15 protein-coding genes and 2 pseudogenes are annotated in these 18,659 nt (G+C 33.0%); 11 read left to right on the top strand and 6 right to left on the bottom strand.

The features are described from left to right. Positions 1-31 precede the first annotated feature (31 nt). Positions 32-3,208, top strand: coding sequence for a hypothetical protein (locus ACQH1V_RS07700; protein WP_425360364.1), 3,177 nt, complete (start codon positions 32-34; stop codon positions 3,206-3,208). Positions 3,209-3,515: 307 nt separating this feature from the next. Here ACQH1V_RS07700 and ACQH1V_RS07695 read toward each other — a convergent pair whose 3' ends face one another. Continuing rightward, positions 3,516-3,740 (bottom strand): hypothetical protein, encoded by a 225-nt coding sequence (locus ACQH1V_RS07695; RefSeq protein WP_425360363.1) that lies wholly within the window; start codon positions 3,738-3,740, stop codon positions 3,516-3,518. A gap of 397 nt (positions 3,741-4,137) precedes the next feature. On the opposite strand from ACQH1V_RS07695, the gene ACQH1V_RS07690 reads away from it, so the two are divergent. The 8 genes and pseudogenes from ACQH1V_RS07690 to ACQH1V_RS07655 all read left to right on the top strand — a co-directional run bounded on the left by ACQH1V_RS07690 (position 4,138) and on the right by ACQH1V_RS07655 (position 11,167). Next, a complete protein-coding gene (locus tag ACQH1V_RS07690) occupies positions 4,138-4,326 on the top strand; it encodes a hypothetical protein (RefSeq protein ID WP_425360362.1) in 189 nt (62 codons plus the stop codon). Between the two features lie 16 nt (positions 4,327-4,342). Continuing rightward, positions 4,343-4,885: a helix-turn-helix domain-containing protein gene (locus tag ACQH1V_RS07685; RefSeq protein ID WP_425360100.1), complete on the top strand. Its 543-nt coding sequence runs from the start codon at positions 4,343-4,345 to the stop codon at positions 4,883-4,885. Then, positions 4,837-5,394: an IS630 family transposase gene (locus ACQH1V_RS07680; protein ID WP_425360101.1), complete on the top strand. Its 558-nt coding sequence runs from the start codon at positions 4,837-4,839 to the stop codon at positions 5,392-5,394. Before ACQH1V_RS07685 ends, ACQH1V_RS07680 begins: the two co-directional genes overlap by 49 nt. A 17-nt stretch (positions 5,395-5,411) precedes the next feature. Continuing rightward, a pseudogene (locus tag ACQH1V_RS07675) lies at positions 5,412-5,693 on the top strand (hypothetical protein); the annotation flags it as partial. A 93-nt stretch (positions 5,694-5,786) separates the two neighbouring features. Next, entirely contained in the window at positions 5,787-8,153 is a 2,367-nt protein-coding gene (locus ACQH1V_RS07670; protein ID WP_425360361.1) for a hypothetical protein, read from the top strand. Positions 8,154-8,521: 368 nt separating this feature from the next. Next, the gene (locus ACQH1V_RS07665; protein ID WP_425360360.1) at positions 8,522-9,100 is read left to right on the top strand and encodes a hypothetical protein; all 579 of its coding nucleotides are present in this window, start codon (positions 8,522-8,524) and stop codon (positions 9,098-9,100) included. Between the two features lie 45 nt (positions 9,101-9,145). Beyond that, positions 9,146-9,253, top strand: a pseudogene (locus ACQH1V_RS07660) (IS982 family transposase); the annotation flags it as partial. A gap of 588 nt (positions 9,254-9,841) precedes the next feature. Next, positions 9,842-11,167, top strand: a complete 1,326-nt coding sequence (locus ACQH1V_RS07655; protein WP_425360359.1) for a reverse transcriptase domain-containing protein — start codon at positions 9,842-9,844, stop codon at positions 11,165-11,167. A 119-nt stretch (positions 11,168-11,286) separates the two neighbouring features. Here the strand turns inward: ACQH1V_RS07655 and ACQH1V_RS07650 are convergent, their stop codons facing one another. After that, entirely contained in the window at positions 11,287-11,679 is a 393-nt protein-coding gene (locus ACQH1V_RS07650; RefSeq protein ID WP_425360358.1) for a transposase, read from the bottom strand. A gap of 140 nt (positions 11,680-11,819) precedes the next feature. Between ACQH1V_RS07650 and ACQH1V_RS07645 the strand changes: the two genes are divergently transcribed. Further along, positions 11,820-12,527, top strand: a complete 708-nt coding sequence (locus tag ACQH1V_RS07645; protein ID WP_425360357.1) for a hypothetical protein — start codon at positions 11,820-11,822, stop codon at positions 12,525-12,527. Between the two features lie 163 nt (positions 12,528-12,690). Further along, positions 12,691-15,369: a UvrD-helicase domain-containing protein gene (locus ACQH1V_RS07640; protein ID WP_425360356.1), complete on the top strand. Its 2,679-nt coding sequence runs from the start codon at positions 12,691-12,693 to the stop codon at positions 15,367-15,369. A 132-nt stretch (positions 15,370-15,501) separates the two neighbouring features. On the opposite strand, the gene ACQH1V_RS07635 is transcribed toward ACQH1V_RS07640, so the two are convergent. The 4 genes from ACQH1V_RS07635 to ACQH1V_RS07620 all read right to left on the bottom strand — a co-directional run bounded on the left by ACQH1V_RS07635 (position 15,502) and on the right by ACQH1V_RS07620 (position 18,587). Further along, positions 15,502-15,657: a hypothetical protein gene (locus tag ACQH1V_RS07635; protein WP_425360355.1), complete on the bottom strand. Its 156-nt coding sequence runs from the start codon at positions 15,655-15,657 to the stop codon at positions 15,502-15,504. Between the two features lie 290 nt (positions 15,658-15,947). Beyond that, positions 15,948-16,319 carry a helix-turn-helix domain-containing protein gene (locus tag ACQH1V_RS07630; RefSeq protein ID WP_425360354.1) on the bottom strand — a complete coding sequence of 124 codons (372 nt, stop codon included), beginning with the start codon at positions 16,317-16,319 and terminating at the stop codon, positions 15,948-15,950. A 199-nt stretch (positions 16,320-16,518) separates the two neighbouring features. Continuing rightward, positions 16,519-17,529, bottom strand: a complete 1,011-nt coding sequence (locus ACQH1V_RS07625) for an Rpn family recombination-promoting nuclease/putative transposase (RefSeq protein ID WP_425360353.1) — start codon at positions 17,527-17,529, stop codon at positions 16,519-16,521. Positions 17,530-17,885: 356 nt separating this feature from the next. Then, a complete protein-coding gene (locus ACQH1V_RS07620; RefSeq protein ID WP_425360352.1) occupies positions 17,886-18,587 on the bottom strand; it encodes a hypothetical protein in 702 nt (233 codons plus the stop codon). Positions 18,588-18,659: the final 72 nt, after the last annotated feature.

The raw sequence follows: 18,659 nt of genomic DNA, 5'->3' as shown, positions 1-18,659 counted from the left end.
CACTTTTGACAAAAATAAAAGAGAGGAAAAAATGCCATTAGAACAAGCTATTATACAACAAATAAGAAATAACACTATTGCTACTCTTGACCTTAATGATAAGCAGATAGGAGATGCTGAAGCAAAGAAGCTAGCAGAAGCCTTAAAGGTTAATAACTATATTACTACTATTTACCTTCAACATAACAAGATAGGAGATGCTGAAGCAAAGGAGCTAGCAGAAGCCTTAAAGATTAATCAATCTATTACTACTATTAACCTTGATGTTAACCAGATAGGAAAGGCTGGAGCACAGGCTATAGCAGAAGCCTTGAAGATTAATCAATCTATTACTACTCTTAACCTTAATGGTAACCAGATAGGAGATGCCGGAGCAAAAGATATAGCAGAAGCCTTAGAGATTAATCGATCTATTACTAGCCTTAACCTTAATAGTAACCAGATAGGAGATGCCGGAGCAAAAGATATAGCAAAAGCCTTAGAGATTAATCGATCTATTACTACCCTTAACCTTAATGGTAACCAGATAGGAGATGCTGGAGTACAGGCTTTAGCAGAAGTCCTAAAGACTAATAACACTATTACTAATATTTACCTTAGTACTAACCAGATAGGAGATGCTGAAGTACAGGCTATAGCACAAGCCTTACAGGTTAACAAATCTATTACTAATCTTTACCTTAATAATAACCAGATAGGAGATGCTGGAGCGAAGGATATAGCAGAAGCCTTAAAGGACAATCACTCTATTACTACTCTTTATCTTAATAATAACCAGATAGGAGATGCTGGAGCGAAGGATATAGCACAAGGCTTAAAGGATAATCACTCTATTACTAATCTTTACCTTGGTGATAACAAGATAGGAGATGCTGGAGTACAGGCTTTAGCAGAAGGTTTAAAGGATAATAAATCTATTACTATTCTTGACCTTCAATCTAACAAGATAGGAGATGCTGGAGCGAAGGCTATAGCAGAAGCCTTAAAGGATAATCACTCTATTACTACTCTTTACCTTCAATCTAACAAGATAGGAGATGCTGGAGCGAAAGAGATAGCAACAGAATTACAGATTAATAAAGATCCTATTAAAAAAGCTGATAAGATACTAAAACAGCAACAACAAGCAGAGGCAGCTGAACAAGCTAGACAAGAGGCTGAGAGACTAGAGCAAGAGGAGGCTAGATTAAAAGCTATAGAGGAAGCAAAAGTAAAAGAATATATCCCCAATATACCGGCTGTAAAATTATTTGAGGTAGTGGGTGGGGATAATCAGTTTAACGATGATGATCAGGCTACTATCAAGGAAGTATCAGAGCTAATTCGAGACGGTAACGACCGTCTGCAGGAACATGGCAAGCAAGGGATATTGCTACTTGGTAATACCGGGGCTGGCAAGAGTACGCTCGCTCATTTATTTAGTGGCAAAAAACTGCAAGCAATTAGGGATGATGCAACTAACAAACTGGTTATTGATGCGATGCAGCCACTTGCTGATATTGTCATTGGTCATAAAATGACTTCTGAGACTAAAATTCCTAATAAATGTCTGGCTAAAAAGCTACCCATTTGGGATTGTCCTGGCTTTAATGATACTGACCCTGTCCAAGAAATTGCTAACAGCTTCTATATTAAAAGGCTCTTTGAGACCACAGATCAGCTAAAATTTGTGTTGGTGGTAGATGAATCAGATTTAAGCAGTAAGAGAGGTAGTGATTTCCTTGAAACGTTATATAATTTTATAAAAAGTTTTAAGGATATTGAATCTATAGAGGGTAGCATATCTTTAGTAGTTACCCATGTAGAAAAAGGCACAAATATTCAGCATATCAAAAACTCTATAGATGCAATATTAAGAGATAATCAAATATTAAAATATATTCAAGGGGCAACAGAGAAATGTAAGGCACTGATTAATAAGCTCAAAGTTGATGGCTCAATACATCTATTCTATAAACCAACTGAAGAAGGTGAGTTAACTGTACCTGACTTACTTGCTGCAATAGACGAATCATCCCAATACTCTGATGCTAAAGGTGAGATGGTTAACATAGCTATTTCAAAGAAAGCTACGGAGTGTTCATCGCATCTGTTAAATACTGCGAGTAATAATTTTAACCAACTATTAGAGGTGATAGTGAAGGCTATTGCTGATGCCACTCACTGCTTAAATGTTAATCCACTCAATGCATTTTCTGAAAATTATGCGATTGTCAAAGATTTGGTTCCGTCATCAATTAATTACAATGAGCTAAAGCAACATAGTGAAGGTGAATATTTTCCAGAGTTGGAGTTATTATCAAGATTGCAAAAAGTGCTTAACTATAATCAAATAGATAAGATACCAGATGCCTTAATGATTTTGCAGATAGCAGTGGAACTTTTTGCTGAATATGCTGAGTCTGATAATTCTCAGCTTCAGAATCAGATACAAGATTACGGTTATTGCTTACAGCAGCAATATGAGTATGTGAAATTTTTCGCTAATGTCTGTGGAGCTAAATTACCTGATCATACAAAGATTGCGGAGTTAATAACAGCTTGCCATACTAAAGTAACAGAAAATCTAGAGTATCAAGTTAGTAGTTTGAAGATTGATGAGAACCAATCTGACCCAGAATATTATCATAAAGCTATCAAATATCTAGAAAATTATCAGGACTCTCCTGCCTGCAAGAATCTTAAGGCTATAGCCTATAGTTGCTTAGCTAGTATTGCTGAGCATGATGGTGCTAATGAAGCTGCCTTGACTTACTATGCAAAAGCTATAGATGCCAATAGCCACCTACCAAAAATATATGAAGAACTAGGACAACTACTTTTTAACAAGGGTGAATATGCTAAGGCAATTGACTGTTATAAAGTAGTAAATAATGCATTTGAGATAAAAGCCTGTTTTAAAGCATGGCTGAAACAAGATAAAAAAAATCCTGATATAATGCTAAAGCAAGCTGAATATTTTGAGTCTGTATATTTATTTGAGCAAGCCAAAAAATATTATCTCAATTCATTCAGCCTAAGTCATGATGACAATTTTAAGGCTGCCGCTTTAGAAAAAATTGCTAAGATTATGGATAATGCTACTGCTCAAAGGCAAAATTTTTCCACCAGAGTACAGGAACATGATTTTTACAATTATGACATGGTAAATGAAGAATTCACCAAAAATTTACTTGGCGATGTAGTTGAAAAATGTGATTTGTACTGATTTAATTTAGCATCGCTCAATTTACAAACGTCATTGCGAGACCACGTAGTTGTTGTCCACATTCATTAGATTGCTTCAATGCTACTAAAGTAGCTTCTCGCAATGACGCCAAGCTATTTTCTATATGACTTTTAAATGCCATGCGTAAGGTGAGGTTATAATTTCAGTGCCGTTGGTAGTTGTTATGTGCAACTCTGCTTTATCCACCTGGTTAGGTGTAAAAATCTTTCCGCCCAAATGAAATTTATAGTCAATTTAGGAAAAATTGGGGCTAGGAACGACAAGCGACAACGTCCCCAACTTCTCATCAATTGACTATAGCAATATCTGGTAAATGATCACTACTACTCGCGTAAACATTTTTCATGACTTTTTTAAGATTTTCGATATCTTGTAACTTGTTAAATTTAACAGTAATTTTTCTCATATAAATCCCCTGTAGTATCTGTATTCCAAGGGAATTATTATACCATAAAAAATCACAATTTGCATCATATTTCGTGATATTTTTACCTCGTGTTTTTAATTGCATAATTGCCACTAAATTTGATATTCCACAAATTTCTTTAAAAATCACTTTACATGTTAAAATATATTAATATTATACAAAGCATATTAGACTTTAATAGTAAAGATTACTTTATTATACCATAGAATAGAACTCGTGTGAGTCTAAAGAACGTCATTGCGAGGAGATACTTTGTAACACTACGTCATTGCGAGAAGGCGTAAGCCAACGAAGCAATCCATTTTTATGTCATCCCTACGAAGGCAGGTATCTATAATATTTCAGGGTTTTTTGGACATTATTTTAGATCCCGCACCGAAGCAGGTATGACACAAAACAGGCTTGCTTGGTCACCGTTAAGCAGCCCCTAGCAACGACGTCATACTAATCTAGTTAACTATAAATAAAAGAGAGAAAAACAATGCCCTTAGAAAAATATGTTATAGACCAAATAGCTACTAACTCTATTACTCCTCCTGTCCTTTATAATATACAGATAGACGATACTAAAGCGAAAGAGCTAGCAGAAGCTCTAAAGACTAATCACAATATTATACCAAATCACTATCTATTTAATAATATAGATGCTATAGTGTGTTATTTAAGATAGTATAGTGTTAATTAAGATGTCTAGAGGGTATAAGGTATTAGAAGTTAATGTAGAAGAAGTGAAACAATTAATGAATGAAGCAAAGACTAAAGAAGAATTTAGACGTTATCAATCAATCTATCTAAGAGTGAGTGAAAAAATGCCGACATCATTGATTGCTAAAGTTACAGGATTATCAGAAAGTCATGTTCACAGAACCCATAGTCAATGTCGGAAAAAAGGCTTAAAGGCACTATGTAGCAGGAAGAAAGGTGGGAGATACAGAAGTTATCTAACTCAAGAGCAAGAACGTGAGATGCTTAAAAAGATAGAACAGAATGCCGTTAATGGTGGGATAGTAGAAATTAGCAAGGTGCATAAGATTTTTGAGGAAACGGTTGGTAGTAAAATAGCACGTTACACAGCTTATAGGCTGCTTCATAGGCATGGGTGGCGTAAAATTGCACCAAGACCATACCATCCTAAACAAAAGAAGGATGCGGTAGAAACTTTTAAAAAAAGTGGCCTGATATGGTTAAAGAAGCAAGAGTATCAGCAGCAACTGAAGGCAAGGAATTAAAGATATTCTTCCAAGATGAGGCACGTTTTGGTCGTATAGATTCATTAAGGCGTTGCTGGGTTCCGGCTGGAATCAGGCCTTTACTTAAGAAACAAATTATTCGTGAATATACTTATACTTATGGGGCAATTTGTCCATTTGACGGTGCTAGTTGTTTCCTTATTTTGCCTTTAATGAACCAAGATTGGATGATGTTAATGCTACAAGAAATGGCAAAGCGTTATAAGGATAATTTTCTTTTAGTAGTATGCGATGGAGCTGCTGCACATAAACTCGATAAAGAATTATTACCTAATAATATTAAACTAGCTTACTTGCCACCATATAGCCCACAATTAAACCCACAAGAAAATATATGGGATGATATGAGGGAAAAATTCTTTTATAACCTAGCTTTTGATTCAATGAATGCTATAGAAAATCAACTAATCACAGCATGTAATTATTATGAAAATAATCCTGCAATTGTCAAATCTATATGTGCTTGGAATTGGATAGTATCTTGTTAATTAGATAGTGATTTGGTATTACTCATCTTTACCTTTACAATAACCAGATAGGAGATACTGGAGCACAGGCTATAGCAAAAGCTTTAAAGACTAATCACAATATTACTCGTCTTCAGCTTTACAATAACCAAATAGGAGATGCTGGAGCAAAGGCTATAGCAGAAGTCTTAAAGACTAACCACAATATTACTTATCTTGACCTTTATGCTAACCAGATAGGAGATGCTGGAGCACAGGCTCTAGCAGAAGCCTTAAAGGATAATCACTCTATTACTAATCTTTATCTTAATAATAACAAGATAGGAGATGCTGGAGTACAGGCTATAGCAGAAGCCTTAAAGGATAATAAAGCTATTACTAATTTTTACATTGATTCTAACCCGATAGGGCCTGTGGGAGTTAGGTATCTAGCAGACGCCTTAAAGATTAATAAATCTATTACTAATTTTCAGACTAATTTTAACAATCTAGGAGATATTGTAAAGAAAGAGATAGAAACAGCCCTACAGATTAATGCAAACTTTCCTGCAGAAGCCAAAAAAGAGGCTCTAGCAAAACAAATAGCCGAACAGGCAAAGCAAAAAGAGGATGAAAGACTTGCGAAGGAAGCAAAGATTAGAGAGCAAGAGGAAGCTGAGGCAGCCAAAGAAGCGGCTAGATTAAAAGCTATAGAGGAGGCAAAACAGCAAGAAGCTGAGAGACTTGAGCAGGAAACAAAGCTTAGAGAACAAGAGGAAGCCAAGGCGGCAAAAGAAGTGGCTAGATTAAAAGCTATAGAGGAGGCAAAAGTAAAGGAATATATACCAAATATACCGGCTGTAAAATTATTTGAGGTGGCAGGTGAGGATAATCAGTTTGATAATAATGACCAGGCTACTATCAAGGAAGTATCAGAGCTAATCCGAGAAGGTAACGACCGCCTGCAGGAACATGGTAAGCAAGGGATATTGCTGCTTGGTAATACTGGGGCTGGCAAGAGTACACTAGCTCACTTGCTTAGTGGCAGAAAACTGCAAGCTATTAGGGATGATGAAACTGCCGAACTGGTTATTGAGGCGATGCAGCCTCTTACTGATATTGTCATTGGTCATAAACTGGCTTCCGAGACTAAGATTCCTAATAAATGTTTTGTTAAAGACCTAATCATTTGGGATTGCCCTGGCTTTAATGATACCGAGCCTGTCCAGGAAATTGCTAACAGCTTCTATATTAAAAGGCTTTTTGAGACTACAGATCAATTAAAATTTGTGTTGGTAATAGTTGAATCAGATTTAAGGAGTAAAAGAGGCAATGATTTCCTTGAAACTTTGTCTAATTTTATGAAAAGTTTTAATGATATTGGCTCTATAGAGGGTAGCATATCTTTAGTAGTTACCCAGGTATCAAAAGGCAAGGATACACAGCATATCCAAAAATCTATAGAAAAAATATTAAAAGATAACCAAGGGACAACAAATGACCACAAAGACCTGATTAGTAAGCTCAAATCAATACATCTATTCTATAAACCAACTGAAGAAGGTGAGTTAACTGTACCTGACTTACTTGCGGAAATAGACAAATCATCCACATATTCTGACGCTAATAGTAATATGGTTAACATAGCTATTTCAAAGAAAGCTACGGAGTGTTCATCGCATCTGTTAAATACTGCAAGTAATAATTTTAACCAATTATTAGAAGTTATAGTGAAGGCTATTGCTGATGCAACTCACTGCTTAAATGTTAATCCACTCAATGCATTTTCCGAAAATTATGCGATTGTCAAAGATTGGGTTCCGTCATCAATTAATTACAATGAACTAAAGCAACATAGCGAAGGTGAATATTTTCCAGAATTGGAATTATTATCAAGATTACAAAAAGTGCTTAACTATAATCAAATAGATAACATACCAGATGCCTTAATGATCTTGCAGATAGCAGTGGAGCTTTTTGCTGAATATGCTGAGTCTGATAATTCTCAGCTTCAGAATCGGATACAAGATTACGGTTATTGCTTACAGCAGCAATATGAATATGTGAAATTCTTCGCTAATGTCTGTGGAACTAAATTACCTGATCATGCAAAGATTGCAGAGTTAATAACAGCTTGCCACGCTAAGGTAACAGAAAATCTTGAGTACCAAGTTAGTAGTTTGAAGATTGATGAGGAGCAATCTAACCCAGAATATTATCATAAAGCTATAAAATATCTAGAAAATTATCAAGACTCTCCTGCCTGCAAGAATATTAAATCTATAGCCTATAGTTGCTTAGCTAGTATTGCTGAGCATGATGGTGCTAATGAAGCTGCATTGGCTTACTATGCAAAAGCTATAGAGGCGAATAGTCATTTACCAAAAATATACGAGAAACTAGGGCAACTATTTTTTAACAAGGGTGAATATGATAAGGCAATTGACTGCTATAAAGTAGTTAATAATGAATTTATGATAAAAACATGTTTTAAAAAATGGCTAAAACAAGATCAAAACAATCCTGATATAATGCTAAAGCAGGCTGAGTATTTTGAGTCTATAGGTTTATTTGAAAAAGCCAAAACATATTATCACCATGCATTCAGCCTAAGTAATGATGAAAATTTTAAGGCTGCAGCTTATAAGAAAATTGGTAACATTATGGTTAATGCTGCTGCTCAGGGGCAAGATTTTATTACCAAAGCAGAGGAACATAATTTGTACAATTTTCCCTTGGTAAATGAAGAATTTACCAAAAATTTACTTGGCGACGTAGTTGAAAAATGTGATTTGTATTGATAAAGATGACGAAGTAGTTTTATTGCAAGTATACGTTGTTTGATAAATTATTATTTAATCTTAGATGGATCAACTGTATAATAATTAGTTATACGATCAGAAAATTGTTTTAACAAGAAGCTTATAGTAAAACTTGAATATTGTCGTAATACGATATAATATTTTGAATAAAATTATCAATTTTATTATGCTTTACTACAATGTAAGCCTTGTATGTTAAGGTTTTTATGAATTTTCTAATCCAGAATTCGGGTTAGTATTATTATGAAATACAATATTAAAAAATGTTCAAATAAAGATAAACAGATTAAGAACCATTGAAATAAAAAACTATTACAAATAATCTATTAACTTTGGCAGGTAAATTTATGACTAAACTTATTAAACCTACTGACTTTATTAGAAAGCTACAAGATAATGAGAAATTGACCAAAATAAACCTTAGAAACTATAATATCAATAGTAATGATCTTAAATTACTTAGTGGGGCTTTAAAAAATAATAAAACGGTAACACATATAAATCTACATAATACTAATATTTACGATGATGGAGCAAAGATAGTTGCAAAGTTTTTGCAAAACAACACAACCGTAACCAAAATAGATCTAAGTAATAATAATATTAGTGATAAGGGTGCAATCAAGCTAGCTAAATTTTTAGAAAATAATAGAACTATCAAGCGACTATATCTCAGTGGGAATAATATTGGTGATGATGGGGCTAGACAACTTGTTAAGGCTTTAGAAATTAATAGAACTTTATCCGAACTAAGACTTAATGATAATGTTTTTAATCATAGTGTAGTAAAAGAACTTGTGGAAATGATAAAGGATAATAAGAAGATTGTCAGTAAAATAAGAATTGATAGTAGTAGTATTGAAGATGATAATGTTAGCATATCAGATGTGTTAGAAGTGTTAATTATGGGTTTAATACAAATATAAAAGACTAGAAGTGTAATTATCTGAAGTAGTTGAGATTAAACTTATATTATGCTGCTAAAAAGAGCCTTAATAGAGACTGTAATAGGCAAACTTAAATTTCTTGATAAACTACTAGAGCATTCTAGGCATAGATCGATTACTAATGCATTTAGCCCGGATATTGCATGAAGGTAGCAAAATTAACCTCTGAACCCCTTGTAATATAAGGGGTTCAGAGGAATTATACAAAAATACAAATTGAGTCAATCATTTATTTTGTGTGTGCGCCAAGACAAGGTGCATTAATCTTGCAGGTGAAAGTCCTGTTATGGAAGGAGTAGCTAGCTTCACCATATAGCGAGTCTTGCACTGCTGAAGGTAACGACAGTGGTGAAGCGTAGACAGCGAAACATTCGAGCCGAAACCAAATGGTGATCGTGATAGCCCCGAAATTTAATTGGTAGTGGAAGCTGATGTCCTACACAAGGCAGTAAGCAATAGAAAATTGGAGGTTAACCTAGCAAATCCAACAGTTTTCAACCACCGGGGTCTCAGGCGTCAGCGAGTTTGTAGAGATTAATGACACAACTTGGGAAGTCCTTATAACTCTTACTGCAAAGTAAGTATCTAAAGTACAAGTGCCAAAACATAAGGCTTTGGAGATGGTGTAAGGATGGCTGAGTCAGCTGTAGTAGTGATGAAACTCCGTAATGGGAGTGGAGCAAAGGGCTGGCAGAAAGGTAAGAACGTAAGGGGGAAACAATGTCTGTACTCAGAGACGGAAACACATGGTTAACAAAACTTGAACGTATAAAGTTGTTAGCATCACAAAATCAACAAATAAAGTTCAATAACCTTGGACATATTATTGATTTAGAGATGCTAGAAGAACAGTATAAGGAACAGAGTGGTAAGAAAGCTGTAGGAATAGATGGTATTACCAAAGAAGAATATGGCAAGGAGTTAAGAGCAAACTTAAACTCACTACTAACCAAAATTCATCTGGGTAAGTACAATGCTAAACCTACAAGAATTACCATGATTCCAAAAGAAGATGGAAGTAAGAGACCCCTGGCAATATCTTGTTTTGAGGATAAGTTAATCGAATCAGCAATAAGCAAGATATTAAACTCTGTGTTTGAGCCAATATTCTTAAAATGCTCATATGGATTTCGTCCAGGACTAAATGCCCATGACGCACTAAGGAAGCTAAATGAACTTACATACAACTTTAATAAAGGTGCTGTAGTAGAAATCGATATAACAAAGTGTTTCAATAAAATCAGACACCAAGAGTTATTAGAATTTTTAATGAAGAGAATATCTGATAAGAAATTCCTAAAGCTAGTGAAGAAACTGATAGAAACTCCAACTATAGAAAATGGCATTATAGTACCAAACAAAGAGGGATGCTGTCAAGGCTCAATAGCTTCACCAATACTAGCTAATATATTCCTGCATTATGTTATTGATAACTGGTTCGATAAAATCAGTAAAGAAAACCTAAAGGGAAAGAGTGGAATGGTGAGGTATTGTGACGATATGGTATTTGTCTTTGAGAAAGAAGATGAAGCAAGGAAGTTTTATGAAGTTCTTCCCAAAAGACTAAGTAAATATGGGCTAGAAATCAATGAAGCTAAATCGCAAATCATCGTATCTGGTAGGGAACATGCTGAAATTCTAGCCAAACAAGGCAAGAAAATTAAAAGTTACAATTTTCTTGGGTTTACCTGCTATTGGGGTAAAACAAGATTTGGTACAACATGGAGACTAAAATATACCACTAGAAAAGATCGTTTTACTGGAAAACTTAAAGGGCTGCGGAAATATTTGCGAAGTAAGCTAAATACGCAAAACAAGACACAAATATTAGAAAAAGTCATTAAAGTTACTAGAGGATGGATCAATTATCATGGTATATCAGATAACCAAAGACGAGTAAGATCATTTATTTACCAAAGTAGGCGTTCAATATATGGGTGGTTTAATAGAATGGGCGGAAAACGTAAGATGAATTGGCAAAGATTAGCGGAAATACTAAGGATAACCAACTTTCCAAAGAAATGGAAGACTATTTCAATGTTCTAAAGCAGCAAATAAGGTTAATACACCTATCTTGCTTTTCGCGAGCCGTATGCGGTAGTTCCGCACGTACGGTTCTGAGGAGGGGTCTAATCGAGTGATTGGTTAGATATACTCACAAAGTTCTATTTTTTACATTCCAATAAATCATATTTAAAATCACCACAAAGTATTTCAAATTGATTCAAAGCTAATGACCAATCTTTTATGGGCATAGTCCATTTTTTAGATGCATTTTGTAGGGCTAAAAATATTATTTTCTGAATTGATTTATCATCCGGAAACACCCCCTTATTTTTGATAATTTTCCTAATTTGACGGTTGACAGATTCAATGGTATTTGTTGTATAAATTACCTTTCTTATTTCCTGAGGAAAAGCAAAAAATGGGATTATCCCAGACCAACTACGTTGCCAAATATCAGAAATTACTGGATATTTTTTATCCCATTTTGAACTAAATTGTTGAAGTTTTAGACTTGCCATTTCTTCATTATTTGCTGTATAAATTTGCTTCAAATCTGTGGTCACCTCCTTATTACATGTCGTTTTTAAAGAGATGACTATTTTTATACTTTGTTGTATAAATAAACAAATATTACCTTTATACTTACATAAAAAGTAAGGTAATAATTAACTATTGATATGAGATATTTATATTGCTACAATATGGTTATGAAACCGCAAGTGAATCATACAGTAAGGCTATGATTCATTATTTTTCTATACTGATTGATAGATTACTTATTATGAAAGAATTTCGTAAATTTCAATTGACAAAAGAATTGACAACTCAAATAAAAAGTGAAGAACAAATTAAACAACAAAATAAAGAATATAAAACTTTGTATCAATATAAAGCAAGTATTGATAAGCATTATGATACAGTACATGCCCAATACTATAAATTGGTGAAGGTCAAGGAGAAGCTGGAAAATGAACATGAAGAAAAAAAGCAAAAGATGATAGATATTCACTCCTCAGATACTTATGATAGTAAAAAAGTGGGAATATTAAAACATAAAGAGAAGAAGATTGAGCAATTAATTCCTGTTGTGATAAAAGCTAAAGAACTTAAAGCTGAAGTATACAAGAAAATGACAATTATAGAAGAATATCACAAAAGAGAGGCAGAATCATGGAGTGAACTTGAGGATATAGCCAATAATTGCCAATACACATATCCTGATAAACATAAAATGCTGAAGATAGTTGCTAGCTTGGGTAGGAATCAAGAGGTAGCTATTACTGGCAATGGAATAGTGCATGATACACTCATTCGTAGAAAATTTATAAACTTGGCTAAAAATGGGAAGGATAAAGCAATGAGCAAAAAAGCACAATATCAAGTAAAAGTAGTAACTTAATTTTCCTAGTTTAAGGATAAGTAGACTAATATTTTTAACAATATACAAATTAAAATTTTATGCAGATACACAATACCTACGTAGTTACTATATTGTTTTTATTTTAGGTTGCTTTTAGTTTATTGTTTACTTATCCAAATAACAACCAATTTAAGAATAAGCAGTGTACTCTATACTTTATTATTACAATTTAGATTATAACGGTCTTGAGGTAAAATTTGATAAGGTTATTAAATTTTTACAGGAAGGTGATTTTAAATCAGCAGAAGTTAAAAAGCTGAAACCTACTGATTATTTCAGAGCTAGACTGGATATAACTAACCGAGTATTATTTAAACCTATAAGGCATAATAATCAATATTACTTACTTATTTTAGAAATAATTCGAAATCACGATTACAGTAAATCGAGATTTTTAAAAGGAGGGGCAATAATTGAAGAAGATGTAGAATTTAAGTCATTAGAAATAAATGACCTTGAATTATTGAATGGTAGCCCTACAAACACTTCACCTGTTCGTTTGTTAAATAAATTTATTATCTTTGATAAACAGCAAGAAGATATATTACATTGTAATCTACCTTTGCTTATTATTGGTTCTGCTGGTAGTGGCAAAACCTCAGTAACTTTAGAAAAACTTAAGGAGCTTGAAGGCAGAATTCTCTATATAAGTTTATCTAGCTATCTTGTTCATAATTCACAAAAATTATATTTTTCGTGTAATTATAGTAATAGTAAACAGGATCTTGATTTTTTATCTTTTCGTGAGTTTTTGGAAACTATAGAAATTCCTAAAGGGAAACCAGTTAATGAAAATATATTTTTATCATGGTTCACCAAGCAAAAGGTTTCTGGATCCATAGGAGATGGGCGTAAGCTATTTGAAGAGTTTATAGGGGTAATAGCCGGTTCTTCTAACGAAAGAGCTTACTTAACCAAAGAAGAATACCTAAATTTAGGAATAAAACAATCGATCTTTTCTCAAGAACAACGACATGATATTTATGGACTCTTTCAAAAATATACTAAATTCTTAGAGCAAGAAAACTATTATGATAGTAATATTATTGCTTATAACTATCTTAATTTAGTGGAGGCTACTTATGATGCAATCTTTGTCGATGAGGTGCAAGATTTTACTAATAGCCAATTATCTTTAATATTAAAAAGTCTAAAAGATAATAGTCAATTTTTGTTATGTGGGGATGCTAATCAAATAGTCCATCCCAATTTCTTCTCTTGGTCTAAGCTAAAATCTTTTTTTTATAGTGATACAGACTTAAATACCACTAGTATCACCAGAATTCTTGTGGCAAATTATCGTAATAGCTTAGAAGTTACTGAATTGGCTAATCGGGTACTACGCTTCAAGAATTATCGTTTTGGCTCAATCGATAAAGAGAGCCATTATCTTATAGACAGTACTTCTGAAAAGCATGGTAGTGTTAGCTGTTTAGAAGCCACCTCAAATATTATCAAAGAGGTAAACGCCCGAACATCTAGATCAACAAGTTACGCTATTTTAGTATTATATGAGCATTGCAAGCAGAAAGTCAGGGAAGTCTTTAACACGCCTCTGATATTTACTGTCCAAGAAGCAAAGGGTTTAGAATATGAGAATATAATTCTTTATGACTTTATATCTTCTGAACAAACTTATGCTACTATTAGCAAGGATATGGATCGATCATTTCTTGATACAGATTTTAAATATTCTCGGACAAAAGAAAAAACAGATAAATCCCTAGAAATATACAAATTTTATATAAATTCTTTATATGTTGCAATTACTCGGTCTATTTGCAATGTTTATATGATAGAATCTAATCCAGCTCATAAGCTCTTGAGGCTGCTAGATATTAATCAAATTAAGGAAGTAACTATTGAAGCTAAAGAATCTTCTAGAGAAGAGTGGCAAAAAGAAGCAAGTAAGCTAATAACCCAAGGTAAAGAAGAGCAGGCTAAAGCCATTGAAGATAGTATATTGCAACATAAAGTAATTCCATGGAAAATTATTGATAATCAACAATTAACGCAATTACAGGATGTTGTATTAGTGAAAAAGACTGCTAATAAAAAGGATATAATTAAATTGCTAAATTATGCAATAATCTATTCTAATGTTAGGATAATAAAAAATCTACAAGATATCGGGGTAAAGGCTGCTAACAATCTTCCCAAATGTGTTGCTCTAATGCAGGATGAATATTTCGTTGATTATATTTATAAAAATACTAATAATATCTTACAAAAAGTTGATCAATTTGGTATTGATTACAGAAATGAATTCAATCTTACTCCTTTAATGTGTGCTGCATATATCGGTAAAAAGCCCCATATAGAAACATTAATTTCTTTAGGAGCATCAGTAGATTTAACTGATAATAATCGTCGTAACGCCTTTATGATTGCTATAGCTAGGGCAGTAAGTGATGTAAAATATTGTACCGGGCTATTCCCAGATATTTATGAATATTTAAAACCAGATGCCCTTATAGTCAAAATAAATAACAAACTAGTTAAGATTGAATCCTATAAATCTGAATATTTTTTGTTGTATCTTCTACTAACAAAAATAAGGAATATCACCTGTGTTCAGGATGATCAGCATATAGTATTTAGATCTGGTACTATTGGTGATATGCTGAAGAATATGCCAGAAAATATTGTACCTAAACAACGTAAAAGTGCTGAATATATAAGGAGTATACTTGCCCGCAATGAGGCAAATAGTAAGTATCCTTATAATAAGCATTTATTTACCAGAATAAAAATAGGAGTGTATAGTCTCAATAAGGAATTACAGATAAAACTTAATAATGATTGGCAAATGTTATATTGATATGAATAGCTGAAAGTTTGTAAAATGACAAAAGAGAATAAATCAAAATTAATTGTTACAGAGGAGGCAGAAGGAAATTCACTATAGAAGCTCGGCTACTGATGGTGCTGGAGTATATAAGGGAGTATAGACTTATTTCATGCCATATGCTAAAGACATATGGGTTTTACGATGTTTTTTGCCATTTGAATTGTTGTCTCGGAAAGATGATATTTCTTTTTTACTTCTATCCAAGCTTGTTGGGGATTTAATTTTGTAACCATTATTACTCCTTATTAATTTTGGCAATATTTATGTAGGAATGTGGCATAAGGCTGCAATCCCGTAGGTATAAGGTTTCCAGAGAATAGTTTTCTTTTGTATAGTTTTGAAAGAGGAGACTGCCTACGATAACTAATTAATTATATTTTGAGCTATTTTTCGGCGAGAATAAATATAATTTTTGAAGGAATAGTGTACTTATTTCAAGAAAATCATGTTTATTCGCAGCCAAAAAGAGCCAAATATAGCATTACTTTAGTTATTGCAGGCAACCTCCTAGATACCAATAACTGTATTAGTACTTTCCCCTTACTATGCTACCCTTTAATCAGCGAGTGTATCAATGCATTAACAGCCTGTTGATATTCTGGGTTACGGATTTTCATAAAATTCCTCGACACCTCTATACACAGACGCTGATGCTGAGTTTGGACAGGCTCAATATTTTTAATATCTTCTAAACCTTCATAAAAATAACCAATATTTTTTTCTAATGCCTTAGCAATAAGAATTAGCCTACCTATTGATATTCTATTGAAACCAGTCTCATATTTTTGTAATTGTTGAAGGGTTACATCTATTGTCTTTGCAAGTTGCTGACGTGACAAACCTTTAGCAAGCCTTAGAGAATAGATTTTTTGTCCTATCAATTTATCAATTTTGCTTATATAGTCATTGTTTCTTGCCATAATTAACTCCCCTGGCTTAATATGTGCTAGGTAGATTAATTATATCTAGAAACGACTGGTAGGTTATATCTAACTCATTGTTTAAAGATTCCTCAGGATAAGATAACATGTAAAAGAATGTACCATTTTTTTAACTTTTTTCATGAATCCAATTTTCTTAAATTTGCTCAACGGTACCTAATATTTTTCTTTCAGATACTCATAGTATTTTGCTATCTCCGATATACTCTTTCAATTTATTAATTTGTATTTTAGTTAAGCCAGTAAATTCAATAATTTCATCTAACGGTTTATTTTTAATTAGCATAGTTTTTGCTACCACTTTCATCGCTTCAGCTTTACCTTCAGCTTTACCTTCAGCTTTACCAATCTGGATTCCCTTCTCTTTACCAATTTGGATTCCTTTAGCCTCACCAATTTGTAAACCTTCTAGGACGCCTTCTTCTTTCCAATGTTGTGCCAAACTACCCATAAGCTTTGTACCTGTTTCCTGATTTAACTTACTTATTAATAACTTTTCTAATTCTACCTTATCAGATTGGTTTATTCTTGTCAATGTGTAACACAATAGTAGCTCTAAGTAATTGTAACCAATAGTCACCTTAGTTATTTCAGGTAACATATAAGCTACTTCCTGCCATTTCTTTAGTAGATCGCGTTTCTTGATATGCTTCATGAAAAACTCAAGTATCCCTGACCACATCCTTTGTTTCAATTGCTCATCAGGAATATCATGAACATTAACTAGTTGATAGTCATTGATCCAAGCACTTCTTGCTAGCTTACTGTCTTCAAATAAATCCCATAAGTTCCTTGGAACATTATATTTTTCTGTACCATTAAAAAATATCAGCGGATAAACCAATGGTAACGTCTTGGTCTCAGGATTTAAAGTCAAATATCGATCACAAATATTAATGAAATATTTGAATATTCTGAATGCCATGAAGTGGTCAGGCGAACTTTGGTGTTCGACTAATAAATATAGATACCCATCATTATTATTATCAAATTTTGCCGAAAATAACACATCCGAAATAGAATCTCTTAAATCTAGCTCTATGAAACTGGTATTTTCAATTGTCAAACTAGGGAAATTTACTATATCCTTAATATGTTTAGGTAAATGAGCATGCAGAAATTCATGGGCTACTAGCGGATTCTCCATTGCTTTGCGAAAAATTTTGTCATGCTTTAAACGTTCTGTCATTTTACCTAGCTATTTTAAGAACTCCCATATATTTTGACATAAAAACTTTTAATAGACAATATCATAATTGCCATTTTTAACGATCTTAAGTCCATATGCTAGGAGGCTGCCTGCAATAACTAAAGTAATTCTATATTTGGCTCTTTTTGACTGCGAATAAACATGATTTTTTTGAAATAGGTACACTATTCCTGCAAAAATCATATTTATTCTCGCCGAAAAATAGCTCAAAATATAATTAATTAGTTATCGCAGGCAGCCTCCTAGATTGACAAAATTTAAATTACTCTATTTTGACCATTTTAAGCTACAAATTATAAGATTTTTTTTGAAATAGATGTCAAGTATGATTGCATTTAATCCTTGATTATTTGTGCTTTATTACAAAATTTACCTTGCATATCAAATATTTGTACTACTCCTTCTGTATGAATATCGTGAGCTTTTTCAACCACATATTTTTGCCGTGGTGGAAACCATTGTAATACAAAATAAAGGACTGTGGTTGAGGTAATAATTGATGAGATAAGACTAATTGCTACCATAAAAAAGAAATTTTTACTACGATCAATCCTGAAAAATTCAATATCAGTTTTAATGTTGTTTAAAGTTTGAATGCAGCCATTAATTGCTGTAGTCATTTCTTCTATTTTCAGTTGGTTATTATCTTGAATTGCCCTAGCCACTTCAGGAGCAATAGCTATTATGCTTTTACTTAACTTTTCTGGTATTTTGTTTAAAATGTAACACTCTTCACTAAGCTTGCAAAGATTCTTTTTAAAAGCTTCTAACTGGATACTGATATTATTACTACATTGTTTGGTAGAATCATTAAAAGATGCTAAGATATCTTGTACCTCTCGTTTAATATATGGCAAATCTTTAACAAGTTCCATACATTCGGTAAAGTGCTGGTCTAGTTTATCATAAATTGTAGCAAAATCAGATAATGTAATATTTGATAATGCTTGTTTATTTCTTGGCTTATTTAGATTTTTATTATTTAATTGTACTTGTTGATGCGGCAAATCAACATCATCTGTTATTTTTTTACTCATTGCTTATCCTTATACCAAATCACTATCTATTTAATAATATAGATGCTATAGTGTGTTATTTAAGATAGTATA

The sequence above is a fragment of the Candidatus Tisiphia endosymbiont of Ceraclea dissimilis genome, from assembly GCF_964030735.1.
Classification (GTDB): Bacteria; Pseudomonadota; Alphaproteobacteria; order Rickettsiales; family Rickettsiaceae; genus Tisiphia.
Note: the sequence above shows the minus strand (reverse complement) of the source record. Positions and strands in the feature narration are given on the sequence as shown.